This window comes from Psychrobacter luti (genome assembly GCF_014192115.1).
Classification (GTDB): domain Bacteria; phylum Pseudomonadota; class Gammaproteobacteria; order Pseudomonadales; family Moraxellaceae; genus Psychrobacter; species Psychrobacter luti.
In genome coordinates this window covers 407,027-429,202 of sequence record NZ_JACHXL010000003.1, presented here as the reverse complement: position 1 = coordinate 429,202, position 22,176 = coordinate 407,027, and the positions used below count along the sequence as shown (strand labels likewise).

19 protein-coding genes and 3 tRNA genes are annotated in these 22,176 nt (G+C 41.8%); 12 read left to right on the top strand and 10 right to left on the bottom strand.

Annotated features, from left to right (window positions below):
- Positions 1–170: 170 nt before the first annotated feature.
- Positions 171–1,178, top strand: a complete 1,008-nt coding sequence (gene hemB, locus FHS24_RS08740; protein ID WP_183620724.1) for a porphobilinogen synthase — start codon at positions 171–173, stop codon at positions 1,176–1,178.
- A 97-nt stretch (positions 1,179–1,275) separates the two neighbouring features.
- Here the strand turns inward: hemB and FHS24_RS08735 are convergent, their stop codons facing one another.
- Positions 1,276–2,253, bottom strand: coding sequence for a glutathione S-transferase family protein (locus FHS24_RS08735; RefSeq protein WP_183620723.1), 978 nt, complete (start codon positions 2,251–2,253; stop codon positions 1,276–1,278).
- Positions 2,254–2,878: 625 nt separating this feature from the next.
- Between FHS24_RS08735 and FHS24_RS08730 the strand changes: the two genes are divergently transcribed.
- The gene (locus FHS24_RS08730) at positions 2,879–3,652 is read left to right on the top strand and encodes a sulfite exporter TauE/SafE family protein (RefSeq protein ID WP_183620721.1); all 774 of its coding nucleotides are present in this window, start codon (positions 2,879–2,881) and stop codon (positions 3,650–3,652) included.
- Positions 3,653–3,771: 119 nt separating this feature from the next.
- On the opposite strand, the gene FHS24_RS08725 is transcribed toward FHS24_RS08730, so the two are convergent.
- Positions 3,772–4,497, bottom strand: a complete 726-nt coding sequence (locus tag FHS24_RS08725) for a GntR family transcriptional regulator (protein ID WP_183620719.1) — start codon at positions 4,495–4,497, stop codon at positions 3,772–3,774.
- A 339-nt stretch (positions 4,498–4,836) separates the two neighbouring features.
- Between FHS24_RS08725 and FHS24_RS08720 the strand changes: the two genes are divergently transcribed.
- The 4 genes from FHS24_RS08720 to FHS24_RS08705 all read left to right on the top strand — a co-directional run bounded on the left by FHS24_RS08720 (position 4,837) and on the right by FHS24_RS08705 (position 9,755).
- Positions 4,837–6,126 (top strand): SLC13 family permease, encoded by a 1,290-nt coding sequence (locus FHS24_RS08720; RefSeq protein ID WP_183620717.1) that lies wholly within the window; start codon positions 4,837–4,839, stop codon positions 6,124–6,126.
- Between the two features lie 506 nt (positions 6,127–6,632).
- On the top strand, positions 6,633–7,673 hold the full coding sequence (locus FHS24_RS08715; protein WP_183620715.1) for a Bug family tripartite tricarboxylate transporter substrate binding protein: 1,041 nt from the start codon (positions 6,633–6,635) through the stop codon (positions 7,671–7,673).
- 118 nt (positions 7,674–7,791) lie between these two features.
- A complete protein-coding gene (locus FHS24_RS08710; RefSeq protein WP_183620713.1) occupies positions 7,792–8,247 on the top strand; it encodes a tripartite tricarboxylate transporter TctB family protein in 456 nt (151 codons plus the stop codon).
- Positions 8,248–8,252: 5 nt separating this feature from the next.
- Positions 8,253–9,755, top strand: coding sequence for a tripartite tricarboxylate transporter permease (locus FHS24_RS08705; RefSeq protein WP_183620711.1), 1,503 nt, complete (start codon positions 8,253–8,255; stop codon positions 9,753–9,755).
- Between the two features lie 269 nt (positions 9,756–10,024).
- Here the strand turns inward: FHS24_RS08705 and FHS24_RS08700 are convergent.
- Positions 10,025–10,101: transfer RNA gene (locus FHS24_RS08700), tRNA-Val, on the bottom strand.
- Positions 10,102–10,315: 214 nt separating this feature from the next.
- Between FHS24_RS08700 and FHS24_RS08695 the strand changes: the two genes are divergently transcribed.
- On the top strand, positions 10,316–11,068 hold the full coding sequence (locus FHS24_RS08695) for a type 1 glutamine amidotransferase (RefSeq protein WP_183620709.1): 753 nt from the start codon (positions 10,316–10,318) through the stop codon (positions 11,066–11,068).
- 24 nt (positions 11,069–11,092) lie between these two features.
- Here FHS24_RS08695 and FHS24_RS08690 read toward each other — a convergent pair whose 3' ends face one another.
- From FHS24_RS08690 to FHS24_RS08675, 4 genes are all read right to left on the bottom strand, one after another.
- Positions 11,093–11,938, bottom strand: a complete 846-nt coding sequence (locus tag FHS24_RS08690; RefSeq protein ID WP_183620707.1) for a sterol desaturase family protein — start codon at positions 11,936–11,938, stop codon at positions 11,093–11,095.
- Positions 11,939–12,064: 126 nt separating this feature from the next.
- Entirely contained in the window at positions 12,065–13,009 is a 945-nt protein-coding gene (locus FHS24_RS08685; RefSeq protein ID WP_183620705.1) for a DMT family transporter, read from the bottom strand.
- 101 nt (positions 13,010–13,110) lie between these two features.
- Positions 13,111–13,608 (bottom strand): M48 metallopeptidase family protein, encoded by a 498-nt coding sequence (locus FHS24_RS08680; protein ID WP_265088151.1) that lies wholly within the window; start codon positions 13,606–13,608, stop codon positions 13,111–13,113.
- 158 nt (positions 13,609–13,766) lie between these two features.
- On the bottom strand, positions 13,767–14,111 hold the full coding sequence (locus FHS24_RS08675) for a DMT family transporter (protein ID WP_183620703.1): 345 nt from the start codon (positions 14,109–14,111) through the stop codon (positions 13,767–13,769).
- 527 nt (positions 14,112–14,638) lie between these two features.
- On the opposite strand from FHS24_RS08675, the gene FHS24_RS08670 reads away from it, so the two are divergent.
- From FHS24_RS08670 to FHS24_RS08660, 3 genes are all read left to right on the top strand, one after another.
- Positions 14,639–14,714, top strand: a tRNA-Asn gene (locus FHS24_RS08670).
- Between the two features lie 208 nt (positions 14,715–14,922).
- A complete protein-coding gene (locus FHS24_RS08665; protein ID WP_183620701.1) occupies positions 14,923–15,252 on the top strand; it encodes a CopG family transcriptional regulator in 330 nt (109 codons plus the stop codon).
- 225 nt (positions 15,253–15,477) lie between these two features.
- Positions 15,478–16,248 carry a hypothetical protein gene (locus FHS24_RS08660; RefSeq protein WP_227671746.1) on the top strand — a complete coding sequence of 257 codons (771 nt, stop codon included), beginning with the start codon at positions 15,478–15,480 and terminating at the stop codon, positions 16,246–16,248.
- Positions 16,249–16,326: 78 nt separating this feature from the next.
- Here FHS24_RS08660 and FHS24_RS08655 read toward each other — a convergent pair.
- From FHS24_RS08655 to FHS24_RS08645, 3 genes are all read right to left on the bottom strand, one after another.
- Positions 16,327–16,417, bottom strand: a tRNA-Ser gene (locus tag FHS24_RS08655).
- A gap of 155 nt (positions 16,418–16,572) precedes the next feature.
- Positions 16,573–17,745, bottom strand: coding sequence for a type I glyceraldehyde-3-phosphate dehydrogenase (locus tag FHS24_RS08650; protein WP_183620838.1), 1,173 nt, complete (start codon positions 17,743–17,745; stop codon positions 16,573–16,575).
- 161 nt (positions 17,746–17,906) lie between these two features.
- The gene (locus FHS24_RS08645) at positions 17,907–19,838 is read right to left on the bottom strand and encodes an AAA family ATPase (protein WP_183620699.1); all 1,932 of its coding nucleotides are present in this window, start codon (positions 19,836–19,838) and stop codon (positions 17,907–17,909) included.
- A gap of 271 nt (positions 19,839–20,109) precedes the next feature.
- Here FHS24_RS08645 and exaC point away from each other — a divergent pair, with 271 nt between their 5' ends.
- Entirely contained in the window at positions 20,110–21,636 is a 1,527-nt protein-coding gene (gene exaC / locus FHS24_RS08640; protein ID WP_183620697.1) for an acetaldehyde dehydrogenase ExaC, read from the top strand.
- A 119-nt stretch (positions 21,637–21,755) separates the two neighbouring features.
- A complete protein-coding gene (locus FHS24_RS08635; protein ID WP_183620695.1) occupies positions 21,756–22,082 on the top strand; it encodes a DUF779 domain-containing protein in 327 nt (108 codons plus the stop codon).
- Positions 22,083–22,176 lie beyond the last annotated feature (94 nt).

Sequence of the window (22,176 nt, the reverse complement as noted above, 5' to 3'; positions counted from 1 at the left end):
TGACTATTGGTTATAGTGGCTATTCGTTATAGTAGTACTTATAACACGAAATTATATTAACGACACTTTTATCATTTTAGCTGTGCCAATTTTATAAAAAATATGCATTAAAACAGCTGATTCCATAAAGCTGATGAATAATAATGCTTAAAATCAAATAAGGAAACCTCATGACTTATACTTTTAACCGTCAATTCCCTGAAACTCGCCTACGTCGCTTGCGTTATAACGACAATGTCCGCGCGATGATTCGTGAAGTGGAGTTGCATCCTAAGCACTTTATCGCCCCTGTCTTTGTTATAGAAGGCAAAAATAATCGTGAAGCAATCGCTAGTATGCCGGGTGTTGAGCGCTTATCGATTGATTTGCTGATCAATTACGCCAAAGAATTATTAGCAGAGGGTGTCACCACTATCGACATCTTCCCTGTCATTGATAATTCATTAAAAACGCCTGATGGCAAGTCAGCTTATGATGAAAACGGCCTTAGCGCACGTGCAGTAAAAGCAGTCAAAGATGCTGTGCCAGAAATGGTGGTGATGACCGATGTGGCGCTAGATCCTTATACCTCACATGGTCAAGATGGTCTGCTCGATGATAGCGGCTATGTAGTAAACGACGAGACTGTAGAAGTATTGGTCAAGCAAGCACTTGTCCATGCCCGGGCTGGTGCGGATATCATCTCGCCAAGTGATATGATGGATGGCCGAATCAAAGCCATGCGTGACGCTTTTGAAGCCGAAGGCTTTGTCAATACCGCTATCATGGCCTACTCTGCCAAATACGCTTCTGCTTACTACGGTCCGTTCCGTGATGCGGTCGGCAGTGCTGGTAATTTAAAAGGCGGTCATAAAAAGCAATATCAGATGGACTTTGGTAATCGCGCCGAAGCGCTACATGAAGTCGCCATGGATATCAACGAGGGCGCAGATATGGTGATGATTAAACCCGGTCAGCCGTATTTAGACCTTATCCGCGAAGTCAAAAATACCTTTGGCGTACCGACTTTTGCGTATCAAGTGTCTGGTGAATATGCCATGCATATGGCTGCGATTCAAAATGGCTGGCTAACCGATGCAGTAATTTTGGAATCCTTGATAGGTTTCCGCCGTGCGGGCGCTGATGGAATTTTGACTTATTTTGCCCTAGAAGCGGCTCGTCAATTGAATAATGCTTAATATGCATTAAACGGCTTTGTATATAAAAAAACCGTGCGAGCTTATGTATTAGCTGGCGCGGTTTTTTATGAGCATTATTTAAAAAGTTTAATAAAATCTATAAATGCGCACGGTCATGCGGCTCGTTAAAGTCGAGCACGGGGCCTACAGGGATAATACGCGTAGGATTGATATTGGCATGGCTAGTGTAATAGTGCGCCTTAATATGCTCGATACTTACCGTCTCGGCAATACCGGGGACCTGATATAAATCACGCAGATAACCCCAAAGGTTGGGATAATCAACAATGCGACGAATATTACATTTAAAATGCCCAACATATACGGCATCAAACCGCACCAGCGTGGTAAATAAGCGCCAATCTGCCTCAGTAATCGTATCACCGAGCAAATAACGTTGGTCTACCAGACGCGCCTCTAACGTGTCGAGCGCATCAAATAGCACTACTACTGCTTCTTTATAGGCAGCTTCGGTCGTGGCAAACCCTGCTTTATAAACCCCGTTATTCACCGCTGAATAAACAAACTCATTGACCTTATCAATTTCTGCTATCAACTTTTTTGGTAAAAAGTTAACTGCCGTTGCCCCTATCTCATCAAAGGCTGAGTTAAACATCCGAATAATCTCAGAAGATTCATTACTGACGATGGTATTGGTTTTTTTATCCCATAAGATTGGTACCGTCACGCGTCCAGTATAATCAGGCTTAGCAGCAACATAAACTTCGTATAGGTAGCTTGCATTGACAATCGGATCGGCAACAACGCCTGTACCTTCTGCAAATGTCCAACCCTTGTCGCCCATAAATGGATGCACGACAGACAGCGAAATCATATCCTCCAAGCCCTTTAGCTTACGATAAATCGTGGTGCGATGCGCCCAAGGACACGCGAGCGATACATATAAATGGTAACGATTCGCTTCAGCTTTAAAGCCGCCGACACCTGATGGACCTGCGCTGCCATCGACTGTTACCCAGCTTCTAAAACCAGCATCTTCACGCTCAAAACGTCCTGCGCTTGCCTTCGTGTCATACCATTTGTCTTGCCACTGACCGTCGACTAATAAGCCCATATCCTGCCCCGTTTTATTTTAATTTTAAATGAATTGTTATTGATAAATGACTGCTATTAGACAAGCAATATTGAGTATTGTCATCGTGATGTTCATTCGTGTTTAATACCGATAGTAACATTTCTATGTTGCCCAGCCATGAAGCTTTGTTTTTTTCTCAAACAGCGTATAGCTCGAACGATAGCATTGTAATATAACTATATTAAAACATAATGTTTCAACCTATTTTAGGACGCGACAACGCTCAAGTGCCTTCTTCTGTAATGTGGCATTTAGATATGGATGATGGCCGTATGTTTGCCTACTTATGATGCTCTTTGTAAGTTACTCGATTATACCTGTGCATAAATGTTTAATGACATGGCTCAATAAATGGTAAAAATACTACCTCACTGTTTGCATTATTGCGGTATGATTTTGCTATCACTACCTTACCTAAACCTTCTTCTTTTTCTAAAAAATTAGTACTAACTCAATAAGATTACCCAATCTTTTTTTAAACAGACAAATAGGTATATTTAAACTGGCGAAGAAGTATACCTCTCGCCAGCCCAATCTTTAGGCGCTGTGCATTGATTATGTAGAAAACCATTACTTGGTGTAATTCCTGAAATAGGATTTCATAATGTCCATCGTTTTAGATTTATTACAAACCATCCCAAATTGGCATTTAGTAGGCCTATTTGTCGCTGGCATGGTCGCGTTTATCATCTCTACTGTATCGGGTGGTGGCGGTGCCATGTTGCTGATACCAGTTACCTCTTCGATGATAGGGACAGCAGTTGCGCCCCCTGTCATCAATTTGGCTACCCTTACTAGTAACGCCTCGCGGCTTTATTTATTCTGGAATGATATTGATTGGTCATTGACCAAATACTATGTACCAAGTGCCATCGTAGGGGCATGGCTAGCAGCATTGGTTTTTAGTCGTTTAGATGCAGACTGGATTCAGTTATTGGTTGGCGTGTTTTTAGTGTCTACTATCTTCCAATATAAGTTTGGTAAAGTAGATAAAACCTTTGATATGCCAAAAGTAGGCTTTATACCTTTGGGCTTTATCATTGCTTTTATGAGCACATTGGTGGGTGGTCTCGGCCCTATACTTAACCCTTTTTATATGAATGCCGGACTAGAAAAAGAAAACCTTATTGCCACTAAAACCGCTAATTCTTTTTTTGTAGGTATTGTACAAATAGCTAGCTACAGTTTTTTTGGCGTAATCACTGCCAAGCTTTGGATATATGGTCTGGTATTAGGGCTAGGTGCCGTTGTTGGCAATGTCATTGGTAAACGCTTTTTGGCGGGCATGAGTATTAGTCAGTTTAGGGTAATGCTGCTGATGCTAATGGTCATCAGTGGTCTAATAATGATAATAAGAAACGTCAATGTGCTGTTCTAATAAATAATCTATACTTGGGGTAAGCCTCTTCATCAGCTATGAGTTAGTCTTTTACTTATTGAGTACTGCACATCGAGCATTCTATGTCGCTTAGCTTAACTGATGACACGCTGCAATTATCAAATGATATTAATTTCATAGCTGAACTTCTCTGCCAGTCCATAGGATTCTCTATACTCGATAGCATTACCCTCTAAATTCTTAGCAATGCGGCATACTTTAACTAAATTTTCTTGCTTAGTATTGCCCAGATACTCGTCGCTGTGATCGGTTATAAAATACAGCGTCTCTACAGCAGACGATACAAACTGACCGCACTTTGTATAGTAAAACGGATAGAGAAGATTGTCGAAATCTTCAGGGTTTAGGGTTGCAAAGGCTTTAAAGCGACTCTTAGGTAGCCAAATCTTTTCACTCAATAAGACTCTGTCTTCAACCGTACGCATACGTTCTATATAAATTAGCGCTTTGTTTTTATCTATACTTAGTTTTTTATTAACATCCTCGATACCATCTATGACCATGACTTTTGTGACTATGCCCGTCGGTGTGACATAGCGAGCATCTTTATCACGAAACTTAAAAAACCTTAATAATGAACTTGCAAAATCTGGACGCTTTAAAAAAGTGCCTTTGCCTTGCTGCTTTATTAACACCCCATCTTCTACCAGTTTTTCGACAGCTTTACGGACCGTTCCTACAGATACTTCATACTTATCTGCAAACTCCTGCTCCGTGGGTAGGGGCGTGTTTTCATCCCATTTACTCTCTGTCAGTAACGTCTGTATGTGCCATCGCACTTGCTCATAGCGTGGCATTTTAAAATCATTGAAATTATTTAGCATTTTTTTCACCACAATCGAAAGGTTTTTATTAATTGTCTTTATCTCATCAAGCACTGCTATAGCCGTAAAACTACGTTATCCCGATCAACTTCTCTTAAGCTTTCAGCGCATTCGATATGTATGACACTAATTTTAAAGCACTATTATATTTTTATGATTAATCTTATCTAATAGCAGCTGGTTTTTTTGCTATGATTCTACTCCATTAGATGCGCCTTTAAGGCTTGGACAGTTTTCTTATCTGGAAAGCTCTTGGCCATTATTATCGTCATGCTCTTCAATCTATAAATGTTGATATGGTTTTTATAGAATTTATACAGTTAAAGTCTAGGAAACGTCATGACTATCTATATTCTAGCCGCTATCGTGATATGTATCATTTTGGGCTATACCACTAAGATTAATATTGGCCTATTTGCTATTGCATTTTCATATCTTATCGGTTGTTTCGGTATGGGGATGAAGGCACATGAAATTATTGAGCTATGGCCTCTCAAAATTTTCTTTGTTATTTTTGCGGTGACTCTTTTTTATAACTTTCCCCTAGCTAACGGTGCTTTAGAAAAGCTATCCAATCATTTAATCTATAAGTGCCGTCACTTTCCCGCATTCTTACCTTTAGTTATTTTCTTTGTGGCCACGACTATTGCAGGCTTAGGAGCCGGTTATTATACGGTCTTAGCAACGATGGCACCGATGATCCTGCTGTTATCTAAACGCACTAACTTGAATCTTGTCATTGCTACTTTATCGGTGAACTATGGTGCCTTAGCTGGTGCTAACTTTATCACCTCACAAAGCGGTGTTATCTTTAGAGAACTCATGCGCGGCGCAGGCGTCGCAAATGATAATACCTTTACTTATGTGTTGGGAATCTTCGCTGTTACTTTTTTAATGCCTGTGATTGTATTGGGTGCTTATAGCTTGATCAATGCCAAAAACAGCAAAGTCGCGATTCAAACGACCAGACCAGAACCCTTTGATAGTAAGCAAAAGCAATCTCTTATACTGATTTTTATTATGATGGCTATTGTACTTATTGTGCCCATTTTAAATCTACTCATGCCACAAGTGTCAGCGGTTCAATTTTTGAACGCCCGGATTGACATTGGTTTTATCGCCATCTTCTTCGCCTTAATTAGCTTGTTTCTGAAGCTAGGCGATGAAAAAGCAGTGATTGCTTTAATACCTTGGAATACCCTCATTATGATTTGTGGTGTTGGTATGTTAATCAGCCTCGGAGTGGAAATAGGCGTTATTTACGAGCTAACAGAATGGCTAAGTACTAATGTACCTATTTGGACGATACCGATTTTAGTCTTTGTTATCAGCGCCATTATGTCGATATTTGCCAGTACACTTGGGGTAGTCGCCCCTACTTTATTCCCTATAGTGCTACCCCTAGCCGTTGCTTCTGGACTAAGCCCTTTATTATTATTTACCTGTATTGTTGTGGGCGCACAAAGCTCATCACTGTCCCCATTCTCATCAGGAGGTAGTCTGATGCTAGGCGCTTCTCAAGTCGTTATAAACAAAGACAGACTTTTTAATGCGCTATTATTCAAGGCAGTGCCCTTAGATATTGGTATTGGAATACTCGCAATTTTAGTTATTCAGCTGATATTTTAACGATCTATAAGTAAAATATATCGTGGTTTTTTAATATTTTCACATCTGCTTGCTATAGTTTAATCCCAAAACATCTATTCTTCCCACTAATTATACAATCTCTTAAATCGTTGTCACAGCCTCGTAATGGTACTGACATCAAGGTGATTTTTATTACGTCTCAATAATCTCCTTTATTATCAAATCACCCTATCTATTTGTTTTAAATTACTTAAATACCTTTTCCCGAAGGTATTAATGTAATTCCTTTGCCCTGCATATAGCTATAACAAGAGAACCTATGGCGGCTTCAATTCCATATATTACTATAAAATTCATATATACATACATATGTTTCTTGTCATTTACAAAATATTCTGTTACTTTTACACAGTGACAAACAAACATATTTTAACGAAGTCTAGTCACTCCGTTAATCTGATCGTAACTTTAAGCTTTAATGATTTATTATTTTGATCAGAATCCCATTGAATTTTTATCGTGAAAATACACACAAGGAGTGTCGTGTGAAAAAACTATCCTATCTGGCTCTTGGCCTATCTATCCTATCTTTGACTGCCTGTAATAATGCAAATGAAACTGCAAGTACAGACGCAGCCGCGACAGATGGCTCAAGTGAGCTGACCGCACCTTCACGTCCGGAATGTATTGCGCCTGCCAAACCAGGTGGCGGTTTTGACTTGACTTGTAAGCTTGCCCAAGCTGGCTTAAGAGATACTGGTATCTTAAAAGAGCCTATGCGCGTCACCTATATGCCAGGCGGCGTCGGCGCTGTTGCCTATAACAAAATCGTTGCCAATGATCGTGACAATGGAGATGCCATTATTGCCTTCTCTACCGGCTCTATTCTTAATCTATCACAAGGTAAGTTTGGTAAGTTCACTGAAAAAGACGTGAAATGGTTAGCTGGTGTTGGTACTGATTATGGCGCTGTGGCAGTCAATGCTGACTCACCAATCAAAGATTTAGCAGGCTTAGTTGCCGAGCTCAAGAAAAACCCTAAAGCTATCAGTTTTGGCGCTGGTGGTAGTGTTGGTGGTCAAGATTGGATGCAAACCGCTATCTTAGCCAAGGCAGTTGGTGTCAACCCTAACGACATGACATATGTAGCGATGGAAGGTGGTGGTGAAGCCATTACAGCGGTAATGGGCAACCATATCACAGCCGTTAGTGCTGGTATTGCTGAAATTATGCCACAAGCCTCTGCGGGTAAGTTACGTGTATTAGCAGTATTTGCAGATGAAAGACTGGGCGGCACCATGGCTGATATCCCTACTGCCAAAGAGCAAGGTTACGATGTGACTTGGCCGGTCGTTCGTGGTTACTATATGGGTCCAGACGTTAGTCCTAGTGCTTATAACTGGTGGAAAGATGCTTTCGATAAGATGCTTGCTGATCCGAAATTCGCTGAAATACGTGAGCAGCAAGAATTACTGCCATTCTCTATGACTGGTGATGAGCTAGAAGCCTATGTCTATAAGCGTACTGGTGAGCTACGTGAGTTGTCAGCTGAGTATGGTCTTGTTGAAGCAGCACCAACCAAATAATCACATTGAGATTTAATAACCTTTAGTAATTGAAGACTAAATGTTTTTGGTATTTTCAAAGGCTGGCAGGATATCTATCTGTCAGCCTTTTTCCCCCAAAACTCAAGGAGTGTTCCTTATGACAATGGAACGTCTGTTTTCCGGACTAATGGCACTGGTCAGCTTATTTTTGATCTACCTAGCTATCGGCTATGTTGCGCCGATTGCCTATGACCCAATTGGTCCTCGTCCTTACCCTATTTTAATCTTTTCATTGCTGACATTTGGCGCTTTAGTGGTCGCTTTTCGTCCAGCACGCTTTACTAAACCTATTGAACTGGGACTTACTAAACCGATTATCAGAAATTTAGTGCTTTGTGCACTCGCTTTATTAGTCTATGGTCTCATTTTTGAAGTATTGGGCTTTATTCTTGCCACTATTTTGATGTCTTTTGTACTAGGCCTACTGTTTGCGGGTAATCCCCTAAAAAGTTTTATATTTTCAGTGTTAATCAGTATTGGCCTATATGTCTTATTTGACATATTTTTAGATGTCAAATTACCACTCGGATTGTTGTCAGGGATAATAGGATAGCCAATATGGATACTTTTGATTTTTTGATGCATGGCTTTGCTGTTGCATCTACCCCAAAAAACTTACTTCTTGCACTAATCGGGGCTTTTTTAGGCACGATTGTAGGTATGTTGCCAGGTCTTGGTCCGATCAACGGTGTAGCGATATTACTGCCTTTTGCCTTTGCACTTGGTTTACCACCAGAGAGCGCGCTCATTTTGCTAGCAGCCGTTTATCTTGGCTGTGAATATGGTGGCCGTATTTCTGCCATTCTTATTAACGTACCCGGTGATGCCGGCGCTATTATGACGACTTTGGATGGCTATCCACTGGCAAAACAAGGCAAGGCTGGCATTGCCCTCTCTTTATCTGCTGTCAGCTCTTTCGTTGGTGCCACTATCGCGACAATCGGCGTGGTGCTATTTGCGCCGTTATTAGCCAAATGGGCAATCTCATTTGGACCTGCTGAATACTTTGTACTGATGGTATTTGCCATCACATGCTTAAGTGGTCTAGTAGGTGATCAACCAGTTAAAACGGGTATTGCCGCGTTAATTGGTCTTGGTTTAGCAACTGTTGGGGTTGATGCGGTTACTGGTATTTATCGCTTTACCTTTGATTCTGTCAACCTGTCTGATGGCATTCAATTTACTACCATTGTTATTGGTTTCTTCAGTGTGAGTGAGATTTTAATCTTGCTAGAAAAAACCACGACGGGTCACAAGGTTATTGAACAAGGTAAGCGCAGTCTCTTGAACTTCAAAGAGTTTACTTTTGCCTTTGGGGCCATGCTACGTAGTGGTCTAATGGGCTTTGTGGTTGGTATCTTACCAGGCGCAGGCGCAACGATTGCTAGTGCCATGACTTATGCCAGTGAACGTAAAATCGCTGGTGATACAGGTACTTTTGGTGACGGCGATCTTCGCGGTGTTGCTTCACCAGAAGCGGCAAATAACGCCTCAGCTTGCGGCTCATTTGTACCAATGTTGACATTAGGTGTGCCGGGTTCTGGTACGACAGCGGTCATGATGGGCGCCCTAACCTTATACAACATTACGCCAGGTCCGCAGTTATTTACTGAGCAGCCTGATATCGTTTGGGGTCTTATTGCCTCATTATTTATCTGTAACGTGATTTTGCTAATCATGAACATCCCATTAGTGGGATTGTTTGCCAAATTGCTAGATGTGCCGAACTACATCCTGATACCTGCCATTGCAGCGGTCAGTTTCGTTGGTGTATATTCTATCCATAGCACGACTTTTGACTTGGTATTCATGGTAGCGCTTGGTGTTTTCGGTTATTTCTTACGCAAATTAAACTTCCCATTATCAGCGCTTATTTTAGGTTATGTACTGGGTGAGCTGATGGAGTCTAACTTACGACGTGCACTATCTATCTCTCAAGGCGAATTGGCTATTCTATGGAGCAGCCCTATCACTGTTGTATTATGGCTATTGGCTATCTTAATGATATTTATGCCAGTAATACGTAGTATCTATCGTAAAAAATTTAAGCCTGCTTTCTAGATTTTAGCTACTTTATTCTCAAAATACTTCTCCGGCGGTGGTTGTACTTTATGTATGACCACCATTTTTTTAAGGCGAATCACTGTATACTCCGTAAACACTCGATTCTCAATGAAACCACAGTATTAGTCACTGCCTCTTTTTTGAGTCATTCAGAGTTGATTAAAGAATTATGAATATAGAGTGATGCGAGCAAAGATTTTCCGCTACAGCATATATTTTACAGGCAAAAAAAAGCCCCAATCTTTATGATTGGGGCTTTCTAAATTTGGTAGGCATAAGCAGACTCGAACTGCTGACCTCTACCATGTCAAGGTAGCGCTCTAACCAACTGAGCTATACGCCTATTTAGGTCATGCATTTTAGCAAGTTTTTAAAACTTTGCAAGCCTTTTCTATCACAATATTAGGTTATTATTAGAATACTTATTTTTAAGCTTTATAATGAAGCACTTAAGAAAACCAGGCGCTTCTAAATAGTTTCCGCTATCTAAGACAGTCCATACCTTATAGACTTTTGATATAACCGAAAAACATAAATTCCTGATAAGAGCCTATCACATGACCTTACGCATTCATGCCTTATTTCACACAGATTACGAAGACCTCAGTTATATTAAGCACTGGGCAAATAATCATCAGCACACGATTACCTACACCCGCTCTTATAATCAAGACTCCTTGCCTGCGCTCAACAGCTTTGATTGGCTAATCGTGATGGGCGGGCCGATGAGTGTCCATGATGAGGATAGCCATCCTTGGTTGATAGATGAAAAACGGCTGATTAAACAAAGTGTGGATAGCGGAAAAACTGTGATTGGTGTTTGCTTGGGTGCACAGCTTATTGCGCATTGTCTGGGGGCAAGCGTAGAGCCAGCGGGCGTAAAAGAAATCGGTTGGCTACCTATTCAGTTAAGCAAAGACGCTCAGGTGCATCCTTTATTACAGGACTTACCAAAGCAGCCCTTTACCGTCTTTCATTGGCATGGTGATGGTTTTGAAAATCCACAAGGAGCGATTGCTTTAGCGACGTCAGAAGCATGGCCCAATCAAGGCTTTCTGTATCAAACGCCGCGGCATAAAGCGCTCGGTACTTGGGTCATGGCCTGGCAATGTCATTTTGAGGTGACTAAAGAAAGTATCGTTAAGATGGTAGCAAATGGCGAAAATACTATTCAAAAAGGGCTAATCGACTATCCTAAAACGGTACAATCAGCGGCTGAGATAATTGCGCTTGGCGATAAATATATCACCGATAACAATGCGCGCTTAGCAGCCATGCTCAATCGTATGGTAAAGACTGCTAATATTTAAACATAATTTCTCAAAACCAAAAACTCAACGGTTTGTCTGCTTTTTGCGTTTTTTAGGTGCTAACTCGTTTTGCTCAATCTCTACCGGTGTTAAACCATTTTGCTTACCTTTAAGATAACTAAGATAAGCAGGAATATAAGTCTTGCCCAAGTATTTATCGAGGTAAGGTAAAAACCCCGCATAATTGCCTTTAAATTTGGCATGATGAAAGTCATGGTAGACAGGACCTTCATATACAGGCAATAAATGCACAGGATTCCAAGGGATATCGTAGCCAATATGCCCATCCGCGCCTTCGATTTGACGTAAAATCACCCACATCCACACCACATAGATATGCGCACCTAGAATGATTGGACCTACTAACGTCAGCGTTGCCGTCAATGAATACTCAACCCAGTGCATATAATTGCCATTGATACCGCAAGTATTACGAATGCGGTGGTGCACACTGTGGATATTTCTTAGCAGCCATTTATTTTCGTGCATATAACGGTGCATACAATAGTATAAAAAGTCATCGAGCAGCACGAAGAAAATCAACTGCGCGATGATAATATACCAAACGGGCATCTCACCATTATGCACGCCGGTCAGTTTTAACAGCGGCCAAGCCAGCACCAATAGCGCGGCTAAAATAATATTATTAATAATGATACGGCCGATAGACGGTAATAAAAATTGTTTCATCTCAAACGGTTTTTGTTGAATCTTATATTTACGCAAGGATACCGGATCGCGCCAAGCAACTATCGTCCATGGGATGGCAACTGCGAGAAAGGTTGCCGTGCTGATGGCAAGGGTCGCCATGGGGAACTGCCAAAACCAAGGATCGTTATAAAACCCTTGCCAATACGAAAACACATCCATATGTCACCTATTGAACATTACGTTTGCAGGTAAAAAGCTTTGAAAGCTTTGAAAGCAAATGAAAAGATTAAGATCCTTTATAAGTGCTTAATAATACCAACATAAGTTAATTAATATGTCACTATCTTAGCGCTTATCTGATACAGATTTCGCCATTTTTACCCCGCCATATGTGACTAATACGACACCTAGCGCTATCAATGAAGCACCTAAAAATAGGCCTTCTGGCGGACTTTCTCCCTGCAAAAATATAGCAACAGGCACACCGACGACCGCCCCTACCGAGCCTAATAAACTTAATAACACTGGGCCGCCCGTTTTTTGCAGTAAAAATAAAAGTAAAAACTGACCAGCGAAAACGAACGCCTGCACCACAATCAATACTAACGGCAATATCTCTGTCATCGGAACTGCTAGTGAAAAGTGCGGCATGAGACCGACTAATCCAAGCAACACGGAGGCGGCTATTAGCATACCGGGTACAAGTGCGCTGGGAGATAGATTATCTGGCCAGTATAAGCTGCGATAAATATTGCCAATTGCTAATAGCACCGGCCCGCAAAGCGCAAGCCCAATCCAAAACATACTGGCATCGGGCGCAGCAAATTTACGTGCGGCGAGCACCCCTGCTCCGGCAAGTGCAGCGACCACGCCTAGCGCACGTAGCTTAGTAAAGCGCTCTATTTTTAAGATAATTGCTGCCAGATAAGTCAGGAGTGGCGGTAGAGAGATAATCAACGCGACAAAACCTGCGCCGACATGCGGAATAGCGGAGAAGAAAATTAGGTTAGAGCCTGCCACACTCACTAACGCTGCCACTAGATAATAGCTCAGGGTTGATTTACTTAAAGGTGGCAGTTCATGGCGTAACAGCGCATAACTAGATAAAATAAACGCCGCGCCCGTAATAGACCAAAACAGAAATGCCAGCGGCGTTAGACCTATTTCGCCTGCAAATTTCGCTAGATTGGTCGAAATACCGGTTAATCCACCACCAACTATTAGACACAGCACAGGAATGAGCCACGCTTTTTTACCTTTAGTCATACCTTGCCGCGTTGACCCACTCATAGGCTACCCTAACTTTAAAAAAGTGATTTTATCCAGTACCCTCGGTCTCACTATTTTCACCTAGCATTATTATCAGTTAGATTTCATGTCACCAAGATAGATTAGCGTTCGCGCCAATGCAACCACAAACGGGTGTCGAGCTCATACTGATGATAATCCGGCTCCATATGGCAGCAGAGCTTATAAAAAGCCTTGTTATGCTCTTGCTCCTTAAAATGTGCCAGCTCATGAACGACAATCATACGCAAAAACTCAGGCGGCGCTTCTTTAAATAGGCTTGCCACGGTGATGCTATTATGTGATTTTAGCTTACTGCCTTGCACTCGCGATTGATAAGTATGAATGCCAAGTGCGTGTTTGAGCACGGCAAGTTTACTATTATAAGTTACTTGCGACAGCGGGCTGCTTTTGCGCATATATTGATTTTTGATGTCATTAATATATTGATATAGCGCTTTATCGCTTTGTATTTGATGGCGATTGGGGTAATTTTTATCTAAATAATCGCCCAATCTACCCGTGCTAATCAGCGTCGCTGCTTGGCTTTGAATCTGCTCAGAATAATGAGCAATATACTTTAATGTAGTCAATATGGTCACCGTTTTTATCTTTGACGTTATATCTTTTAAATTACGCGATAGAGATTTTTTTATTCTGCATTTGCTCTAAACCTACTTTACATTAGCCATGCACCTTCTACCAATGTAAAGCTTGATGCTTAACAATTCATGAATGAAGGTTAAGAATTAATAGCTGCTTAATGCGCCACTGAATTAGACAGCAAATTCATAACCACGACACCGCCCACAATCATCGCAATACCAATCACAGCAGCAGTATCCAGCGTTTGTTTAAAGAAGAACAGTCCCACTAAAGAAGTTAGCACAATACCGAGCCCGCCCCATAAGGCATAAGCAATACCAATAGGGATGGTTTTAATAGTTTGAGTTAATAAATAAAAAGAAATCGCATAAAGCACCGCCATAATGAGCGTAGGTATAAAGCGTGTAAACTGCTCTGACTTGACTAAAAAAGTGGTGCCAATCACCTCACAAACAATAGCGATGGCAAGGTAACCGTAAGCAATCATGGTTGGATTCATATTTTAAGCACCTATATTGGTTAGAACGCATTTTTTTAGAACGTGAGTGGTTAAAACGTGTTGCATAGTAGCGAATAAAGTTAAAAAGCTTTAAATCAAAGAAAATCAAAGCCAAAATACTAAAGAAACGCTCGGGTGGCTATTTTATAGGTTTATAGTAGCGCTTGAAATAGAGATTTGAAGGTTTACAGTAATGTAGGTTTTTTCTTTACTTTCAAATAGATAGTCTAATTAATTTGGCTGATAAAGTAAAAACTATAACCTTTATTGCAAATCGACTTTATATATATTTTAAACAGACGATATCAAGGCTATTTATTAAAACAGTCAATAATTCAGCCACTTTAAAAGTAAAAAAGCTCAATTTCATACGGATTGCAATTATATTTATAATTAATCGACTAATAAGGTTGACAGCCCATAACTACTTGGCTAAAATGTGCCCCACATAACGCAAACAAGATAAGCAATCGCACCTACCAAAGCCTTTGTAAAACTTGCGATAGTAACCGTTATAAACAACTTATTCTCCAATAGCTCAGTTGGTAGAGCAACGGACTGTTAATCCGTGTGTCCCTGGTTCGAGCCCAGGTTGGAGAGCCATATTTGAAAAGACCTTCATCACTTATTTGATGGAGGTTTTTTTATGCTCGCATTTTTTAGCTGCTAATCGCATCAGTAAAAGTCAGCATAATATTAATATAGCAACAGTATTCTTTTAGCAACTTTTGTTGTATGGTAAGGTTAGCAGTGACTGAGTCAGTTTTTGTCTGAGTGCTTTACTCCTACTCACTAAAAATAATGGTTTATTATGATACCTGTACGTGTAAAAAATAAATTCTCTGACTATCCGCAAAAAATCATGCGCCCGGTCAGTATTCGTTTGTCTGAAGAGATGATTTCGTTATTAGAAGCTACGTCGAAAGAGTTGGGTTTTAAGCGCATTCAAGGACTTATTCGTCTCTATATTCGTCAAGGTCTTGATCGCGATCATCAAGACTATACCCTAGCCCATGATGAAGTCTTTATCGAAAGTCTGCGTAAGCGCGGCGTCAGTCAACGCATCATTGATGAGGCGATTGTGGTGACTCATAATAACAATATCACCCATCCACTGTCTGAGCTGCAAGATAAAGAATAACGCCAGCCGTGAGCTAATAATATATACAAAATGAGAAGACTAAGTTTGCTTAACAGCGCTTAGTCTTTTTTTTGCCACATAATTTGTCACTTAAAATATTCCCTCCTCGATAAATCCAACAACTTCAAATGGCTATTAGCGATAAATAAACATACAAAATTATCATAGGCGCTATATTAGTATAAGAGTCATTACCATTTATATGGGTTGAGAAGGAGGCATAAGATGATTGGTTCATATAAACCTGTAAACAATGCACGCCATGTAGGCCATGCAAGCTATGTAAGAAAGGCCATATTATTGGCATTTACCTTGACGATGCTGCCTGTTATCAATGGCTGCTCACAGCCGCCCGCCGATCCCAGTAAGCAGACAATACCGACCAACTCTGATCAGTGGCAAAAAAAGCTGGGTGATACGTTTGAGCGTTTGCCTGAAGGTGATAGGCAGCTGCTAAGCCGCTATATGCTGCGTATGAAGCTCAGTGGTGCGTATGAATCTGGGGCGATGCCTCGTATCACCATCAAGCAAGCACTCGTCCAACAGCGTGAATATGAGCGCCTGCACCCAAATAATCCAACCGGTAAAAAAAGCCCGATTGTAACCAGTCCGCAAGTCGGTACTGCCAAAGCGCAAAATTACCCTATTGCCTTACTACCAGTTAAAACCAGTGATAGCGATAGCTTAAACCAAGTGAAGTTACAGTTTATGCTCTCAAATCACGGTAAGGTGCCCATTAAAAGCTTTAGAGGTAAGTTGACTATGAAAGAGAAGCATTTGACCAAAAGCAAAACCTTTAATGTGCCGTTAACGCAGTTTAAACCACCAATCGAGCCGGAGCAATCTGGCAAAATAATTATTGAAAGTAGTATTGAAGACATCAATGTCATGCGTGCGATTAAAAATAACACAGGGATAAGCATCGAGATTAGTAAAGGTAAGCTAGTATTAATGGATGGGCAGGAAATTGAGTTCGGACAGTCGCTAGCGAAATAAGCGGATGATCATAAAACTTGCAAAAACATTGCATAAAAAAAAGCCCCAATCAGTAATTGATTGGGGCTTTTTCGAATTTGGCGGAGACGGAGAGATTCGAACTCTCGAAGGGCTATGAACCCTTGTCGGTTTTCAAGACCGGTGCATTCAACCGCTCTGCCACGTCTCCATTGGTGCATCATTATATAGATATCATCTCATAATGCAAGCGATTCATATTAAAAAAATGAAATTAATTTGTAGATGGTTTTAAATCAATGACTTAACGTTTACTTGAAATCTTTAACTCAGCTCTTTACCTTAAACTATTTACTCAAAGCTGTTTTATTTACATGAAGATAGGTGCAAGCACATATCAAGCAGCCTATTGGCATAGCCCCACTCGTTATCGTACCAAGCAAAAACCTTGTACTGGTCGCCTACGTGCATAAGCTGTTGCCCATCGATAATCAGTGATTCCGTTTGATGAATAAAGTCACTTGAGACCAAAGGCTCATCGGTATAGGCCATAATATCAAGCAAATGACCCGTGCTCGCTGCTTTGAGCACGTCACGAACCGAATCTATACTGACATCAGGGGTATCAAAGACAAAAGTGACATCAATAGCGGCAACATCGATGGTAGGCACTCTGATTGAATGGCCATTTATTTTGCCGACCATCGCTGGCAATACACGCTCGGTTGCCGCGATACTACTAGAGGTCGTAGGAATGATATTGTGACCAGAGGCTCGTGCCCGCCTTGGGTCACGATGCGCTTGATCGAGCACGGTCTGATCAGCAGTAACGGCGTGAATCTCAGTCATCATTGCTGACTTAACGCCGAACACTTTATCTAGCGTAGCAATTAGAGGTACCAATGCCTGCGTGGTACATGAGACACTCGATATAATCGGCAGCCTACGTGTGAGCTCATCGGTATTGACGCCCATAACGATACAAGCATCAACATCATCAAAGGGCGCAGCACCGATGATGACTTGCTGCGCGCCAGCTTCGATATGCAATTGCGCTTGCTCATAAGAGCGAAAGTGCCCCGTACACTCTAGCACCACATCGACGCCAAGTTCCTGCCATGGTAGGTTTTTTGGATCGGGCTCTGAGAGCATCTTAATACAGTACGTTAAATTATTCTTAGTCAGGCACAGCTGAGTGTCTGTATTAACAGTCGTATTGCTATCACCTTTACCAGCATCGACGTCACTCATTACAATATCAGCGCTGACACCTAGTCGAGTTAAGCGACCGTGGGTACTGTCAAATTTTAGCAAATGCAGCAGAATATCAGCCGGTGCCAAATCGTTAATCGCCACCACATGAATGGCACGACCTAACACCTCAAAGCGCTCTAGCAAGGCACGTAATACATTGCGCCCTATACGGCCAAAGCCATTAATAGCGACTCTCAATGGCTGTGTGTGCTCGCCAGTGGCAGGGTATGCGACTACCGCTGGGTCAGACGTCAGTTGATAAGTGGCGCTAGAGAAATCAGGCATAACATCAGACATAAAAGGGTATCGCTGTAAGGGATAGATAAAAATTGAGCGCTGCAAGCTCAATGCTCTCATGAAAAAACCAACAGACTACTATGACCGACTTCTTATCATTGGCTTTTATACAAATGGCTTAACCATGATTGATTGGCTCAGTTGGCTTACTAAGGCGTAATAAAAATCAAAGCCAAACGAATGGTGTTGTAATCGATGCTTTGCTTAAGATGGTCAAAGATTGGGCGCAGCTTAATACTGCCATCATCATTAAAGTCATTTGGATTGTTGGCGACTTTAATCGCCACATAAGCATTACCCACTGCCGTCATCACTTCATCGTCTGGGCGCAAATGATCACACGCAAGGCTTGGGTCTTGAGATTTTAGCTCGCCAATATGACGCATAATAGTCGATTGTGATAACTGCCGTGCTTGCGAAATCTCCGCAATAGATAAGCTTTCTTCTAATAATATTCGGGTGGCGAGCAAGGTACTGTCCGACTTATCAGATACTTGATTGCCCAGTTTCTGTTTTTTGTCTATTTGCGCCTGCTGTTGCTCACGACGTTTTTTCTGCAAATTGGCATAGGCATCAATCACTGACTTGCTCAAAGTTCCGCCTGATTTTAAAATAAACTTCTCATGTGCTTGCGTCATGCTTTCTTCATCGAGCATGGCGTAATTGGCATCAGCCTCATCAGACAATGCTAAAAAGCGTTTGTCCGCGCCGCGTGCTAACGGATCAAGCTGCAAGCTCATATCATTCATACCGAGCAGCTGCAAACCTGCCAGCGATTTTAATCGTGATAATGCTACATAACCTTGACCCAACTCAAAGGTGCGCGACAAGTCAATCTCCGCTGCATCAAGGGTCATACCTTGCGATTTATGAATGGTAATCGCCCAAGCCAAGCATAGCGGCACTTGTTCGTAGCTTGCCAGCACATCACCGGTCTCATCTTCGATAATCCATTCTTCCGGTTCAGCGATGACTTCACGACCCGAGTTGAGTCTAACCACGGGCATCTTTTGCGTGGTTGGTTTTTTAACTTTTGGTTTATCTTTATCCTTTGTAGTCTTTTTACCTTTGCCTTTTATATTCTTATCAGTATCACTTTCAGCGCTTTCACTATCGTCTTCTATCAAATCATCACTATTATCTTTATCATCATTAATTTTTACCGCAGCAAAGCCTATCAGCTCACCCATCGTACCGTTAGACACACCTAGCTCGGTATTGTTTTTGATAAACATCACCTTAGCACCAACTTTTAATACCAAATCATCTTGGGTACGGACGGTTTTTTTCAGGGTCTCAACCAGTTTACTATCGCCCGTAGATGTGGCGGTAAAACGCATCATTTCGCCATCTAACGCGGCAAGCTCTTTATCATTGATGCTATTAACGTTGAGATTATGGGTATACAGACGAGTACGTTTGATATCGACGTTTTGATCAAAGGTGGCCTCTAAGGCAGCAATCGCTTCAAAGGTCACTTCTTGACGGCGGATTTGATTGAGAATATCGTCTAAATCAAGTCCGCCATTCGCCGCCTCGCTGACTTGCCGATGTTGCTCAGACAAGTAGCAAATATGAAACTTGGCATCGAGCCAAGCTTCAGACATAAAGGCAAATTTCTCACGGTTGGTCTCGCCTTTACTGCCAATGGGTGGCAGCTGGAAAAAGTCACCGGCAACGACGACTTGAATACCACCAAACGCTGCATTATTTTTACGTACATGCTTAAGTACTTGGCTGACCAAATTGAGCTGTTTGGCGTGCAACATCGATATCTCATCGATGATGAGTACTGCCGTGTCTTTTAATCTATCTGCCAAGAATTGCTTGCGCGATAAATTGGTCAAGTCACGATCCGTTAGCTCATCCTTGATACCAATGCCTGACCAACTATGAATAGTCGTGCCATTCATGTGCGTGGCAGCAATGCCCGTACTCGCGGTCACAGCCACAGGGACACGGCGAGCGCGCAAATAGTCAATATATTGGTTGAGAGTATAAGTCTTACCTGAACCTGCTGAGCCAGTCAAAAACACGTTTTGACCCGTTTTTAAGATATCAAGAGCAGAAGATTGACGCATATATCTAAACCAATTTAGTTAATAGTAATAAGAAAAACAGCTTAAGAACAAATTATGAGAGAAAAAGCTGCCAACAATTATAACAGCTACGCCACTTTTGCGAACCACTTTAACCATTTCAGCTCACATAACCTAAAGTTATATGATACGAAATATATCATTATAAAAAGTCATTATCGCTCTAAGCTAAAGCTCAGTAGGATAGACTGATAACTTGGTCAGGAAGGTCAAGTATTCTCAAGCAACCATAATACACAACAAGGAGTGGTTAATGTTATACGCTTATCCCAATACTGAAAACAGTCCCGTCAAATTCCGCGAAAAATACGACAATTTTATCAATGGTGAATGGGTCGCGCCAATCGATGGCGAATACTTTGACAACTCAAGCCCAATCGACGGTAAAGTCTTCTGCCAGATCGCACGCTCAAAAGAAGCAGATGTCGAAGCTGCACTAGATGCTGCTCATGCTGCCAAAGACGCATGGGGCAAAACCAGTGTCACTGAACGCTCTAATATGTTGCTCAAACTTGCCGACGGTATCGAAGCCAATTTAGAGGCAATCGCTATCGCCGAGAGCTATGAAAACGGTAAACCAGTTCGCGAAACCCTAGCCGCTGATATTCCAATCGCCATTGACCATTTACGTTACTTCGCTGGCGTTATTCGCGCGCAAGAAGGTGGCATTAGCCAAATTGATGAAGACACCGTCGCCTATCATTTTCATGAGCCACTTGGCGTCGTCGGTCAAATCATTCCTTGGAACTTCCCTATTCTAATGGCTATATGGAAAATTGCCCCAGCCCTCGCTGCTGGTAACTGTATCGTCCTCAAACCTGCCGAGCAAACTCCTGCTTCTGTTTTGTACATGCTTGACTTAATAGGTGCGGCAGACATTTTACCAAAAGGTGTACTTAACGTTATTAACGGCTTTGGTGTTGAAGCCGGTAAACCTATTGCCTCTAACCCACGTATCAATAAAGTTTCCTTTACTGGTGAGACCACCACTGGTCGATTAATCATGCAGTACGCCAGTGAAAACATCATTCCAGTAACGCTAGAGCTAGGTGGCAAAAGCCCAAATATCTTCTTTGCTGATATTATGGATGAAGACGATGACTTCTTAGATAAAGCGGTTGAAGGCTTAGTCATGTTTGCGCTCAACCAAGGTGAAGTCTGTACTTGCCCATCACGCGCCCTCGTGCACGAAAGCATTTATGATGAGTTTATGAAACGCTGTATTGCCCGTGTTAAAGCCATCAAAATGGGCAACCCGCTCGACACCGACACCATGATTGGCGCACAAGCCAGCTCAGATCAGTTAGAAAAAATCTTATCTTATCTTGATATCGGTAAGAAAGAAGGCGCAAAAGTCCTTGTTGGCGGTGAACTCGCCAAACATGATGGCGACATGGCAAACGGTTACTATGTACAGCCGACTATCTTTGAGGGCACCAATGATATGCGTGTGTTCCAAGAAGAAATCTTTGGTCCTGTGCTTGCCGTTACTACTTTTAAAGACGATGAAGAAGCCATGGCGCTCGCCAATGATACCTTATATGGTCTTGGTGCTGGTGTATGGACACGTAATGGTACGCGCGCGTATCGTTTCGGTCGTGGCATTAAAGCCGGTCGCGTGTGGACGAATTGCTATCACCTCTATCCTGCGCATTCAGCGTTTGGTGGTTATAAGCAGTCTGGTATTGGTCGCGAAAACCATCTGATGATGCTTGATCATTATCAGCAAACCAAAAATATGTTGGTATCTTATAGTCCTAAAGCGATGGGCTTCTTTTAATCTAAAAGCATATTCTAATTTTAGATAAATAAATGCAATCTATCGTAAGGTAGATTGCATTTTTTCTTGAATAAAGCAGCGATAAGAATGAGCTATCCATAAATGATAAGGAAATTATTATGAACGTCACGGCGACAGAGTCCTGCAAAGCATTAATTGAACTATTAAAATCTAAACATGGCGAGTTGATGTTTCATCTATCAGGTGGCTGCTGCGATGGCAGCTCACCGATGTGTTATCCATTAGGTGAGTTTAAGGTTGGCGGGCAAGATGTGCTGGTCGGTGAACTTAGTGGCTGTCCGTTTTATATGGGCAAACCTCAGTACAAACTTTGGCAACACACTGACCTTACTATTGATGTGGTCGATGGACGCGGTGCCAGTTTTTCGTTAGAGATACCTGAAGGTAAGCGCTTTATCGTTCGTTCAGAAGTATGTGCGGTATAAAGCGCTATGTTATTTACAATAAGCCATCAGTGTCATATCAGAACATTTTTATATTTTATTGGCCGTTGAATTTTTGATAACATTTTGAACAATA

Coding starts and splice junctions, on each gene's coding strand:
- hemB (WP_183620724.1), top strand. CDS start 171: ATGACTTATACTTTTAACCGTCAATTCCCTGAAACTCGCCTACGTCGC.
- FHS24_RS08735 (WP_183620723.1), bottom strand. CDS start 2,253: ATGGGCTTATTAGTCGACGGTCAGTGGCAAGACAAATGGTATGACACG.
- FHS24_RS08730 (WP_183620721.1), top strand. CDS start 2,879: ATGTCCATCGTTTTAGATTTATTACAAACCATCCCAAATTGGCATTTA.
- FHS24_RS08725 (WP_183620719.1), bottom strand. CDS start 4,497: ATGCTAAATAATTTCAATGATTTTAAAATGCCACGCTATGAGCAAGTG.
- FHS24_RS08720 (WP_183620717.1), top strand. CDS start 4,837: ATGACTATCTATATTCTAGCCGCTATCGTGATATGTATCATTTTGGGC.
- FHS24_RS08710 (WP_183620713.1), top strand. CDS start 7,792: ATGACAATGGAACGTCTGTTTTCCGGACTAATGGCACTGGTCAGCTTA.
- FHS24_RS08705 (WP_183620711.1), top strand. CDS start 8,253: ATGGATACTTTTGATTTTTTGATGCATGGCTTTGCTGTTGCATCTACC.
- FHS24_RS08695 (WP_183620709.1), top strand. CDS start 10,316: ATGACCTTACGCATTCATGCCTTATTTCACACAGATTACGAAGACCTC.
- FHS24_RS08690 (WP_183620707.1), bottom strand. CDS start 11,938: ATGGATGTGTTTTCGTATTGGCAAGGGTTTTATAACGATCCTTGGTTT.
- FHS24_RS08685 (WP_183620705.1), bottom strand. CDS start 13,009: ATGAGTGGGTCAACGCGGCAAGGTATGACTAAAGGTAAAAAAGCGTGG.
- FHS24_RS08675 (WP_183620703.1), bottom strand. CDS start 14,111: ATGAATCCAACCATGATTGCTTACGGTTACCTTGCCATCGCTATTGTT.
- FHS24_RS08665 (WP_183620701.1), top strand. CDS start 14,923: ATGATACCTGTACGTGTAAAAAATAAATTCTCTGACTATCCGCAAAAA.
- FHS24_RS08660 (WP_227671746.1), top strand. CDS start 15,478: ATGATTGGTTCATATAAACCTGTAAACAATGCACGCCATGTAGGCCAT.
- FHS24_RS08650 (WP_183620838.1), bottom strand. CDS start 17,745: ATGCCTGATTTCTCTAGCGCCACTTATCAACTGACGTCTGACCCAGCG.
- FHS24_RS08645 (WP_183620699.1), bottom strand. CDS start 19,838: ATGCGTCAATCTTCTGCTCTTGATATCTTAAAAACGGGTCAAAACGTG.
- exaC (WP_183620697.1), top strand. CDS start 20,110: ATGTTATACGCTTATCCCAATACTGAAAACAGTCCCGTCAAATTCCGC.
- FHS24_RS08635 (WP_183620695.1), top strand. CDS start 21,756: ATGAACGTCACGGCGACAGAGTCCTGCAAAGCATTAATTGAACTATTA.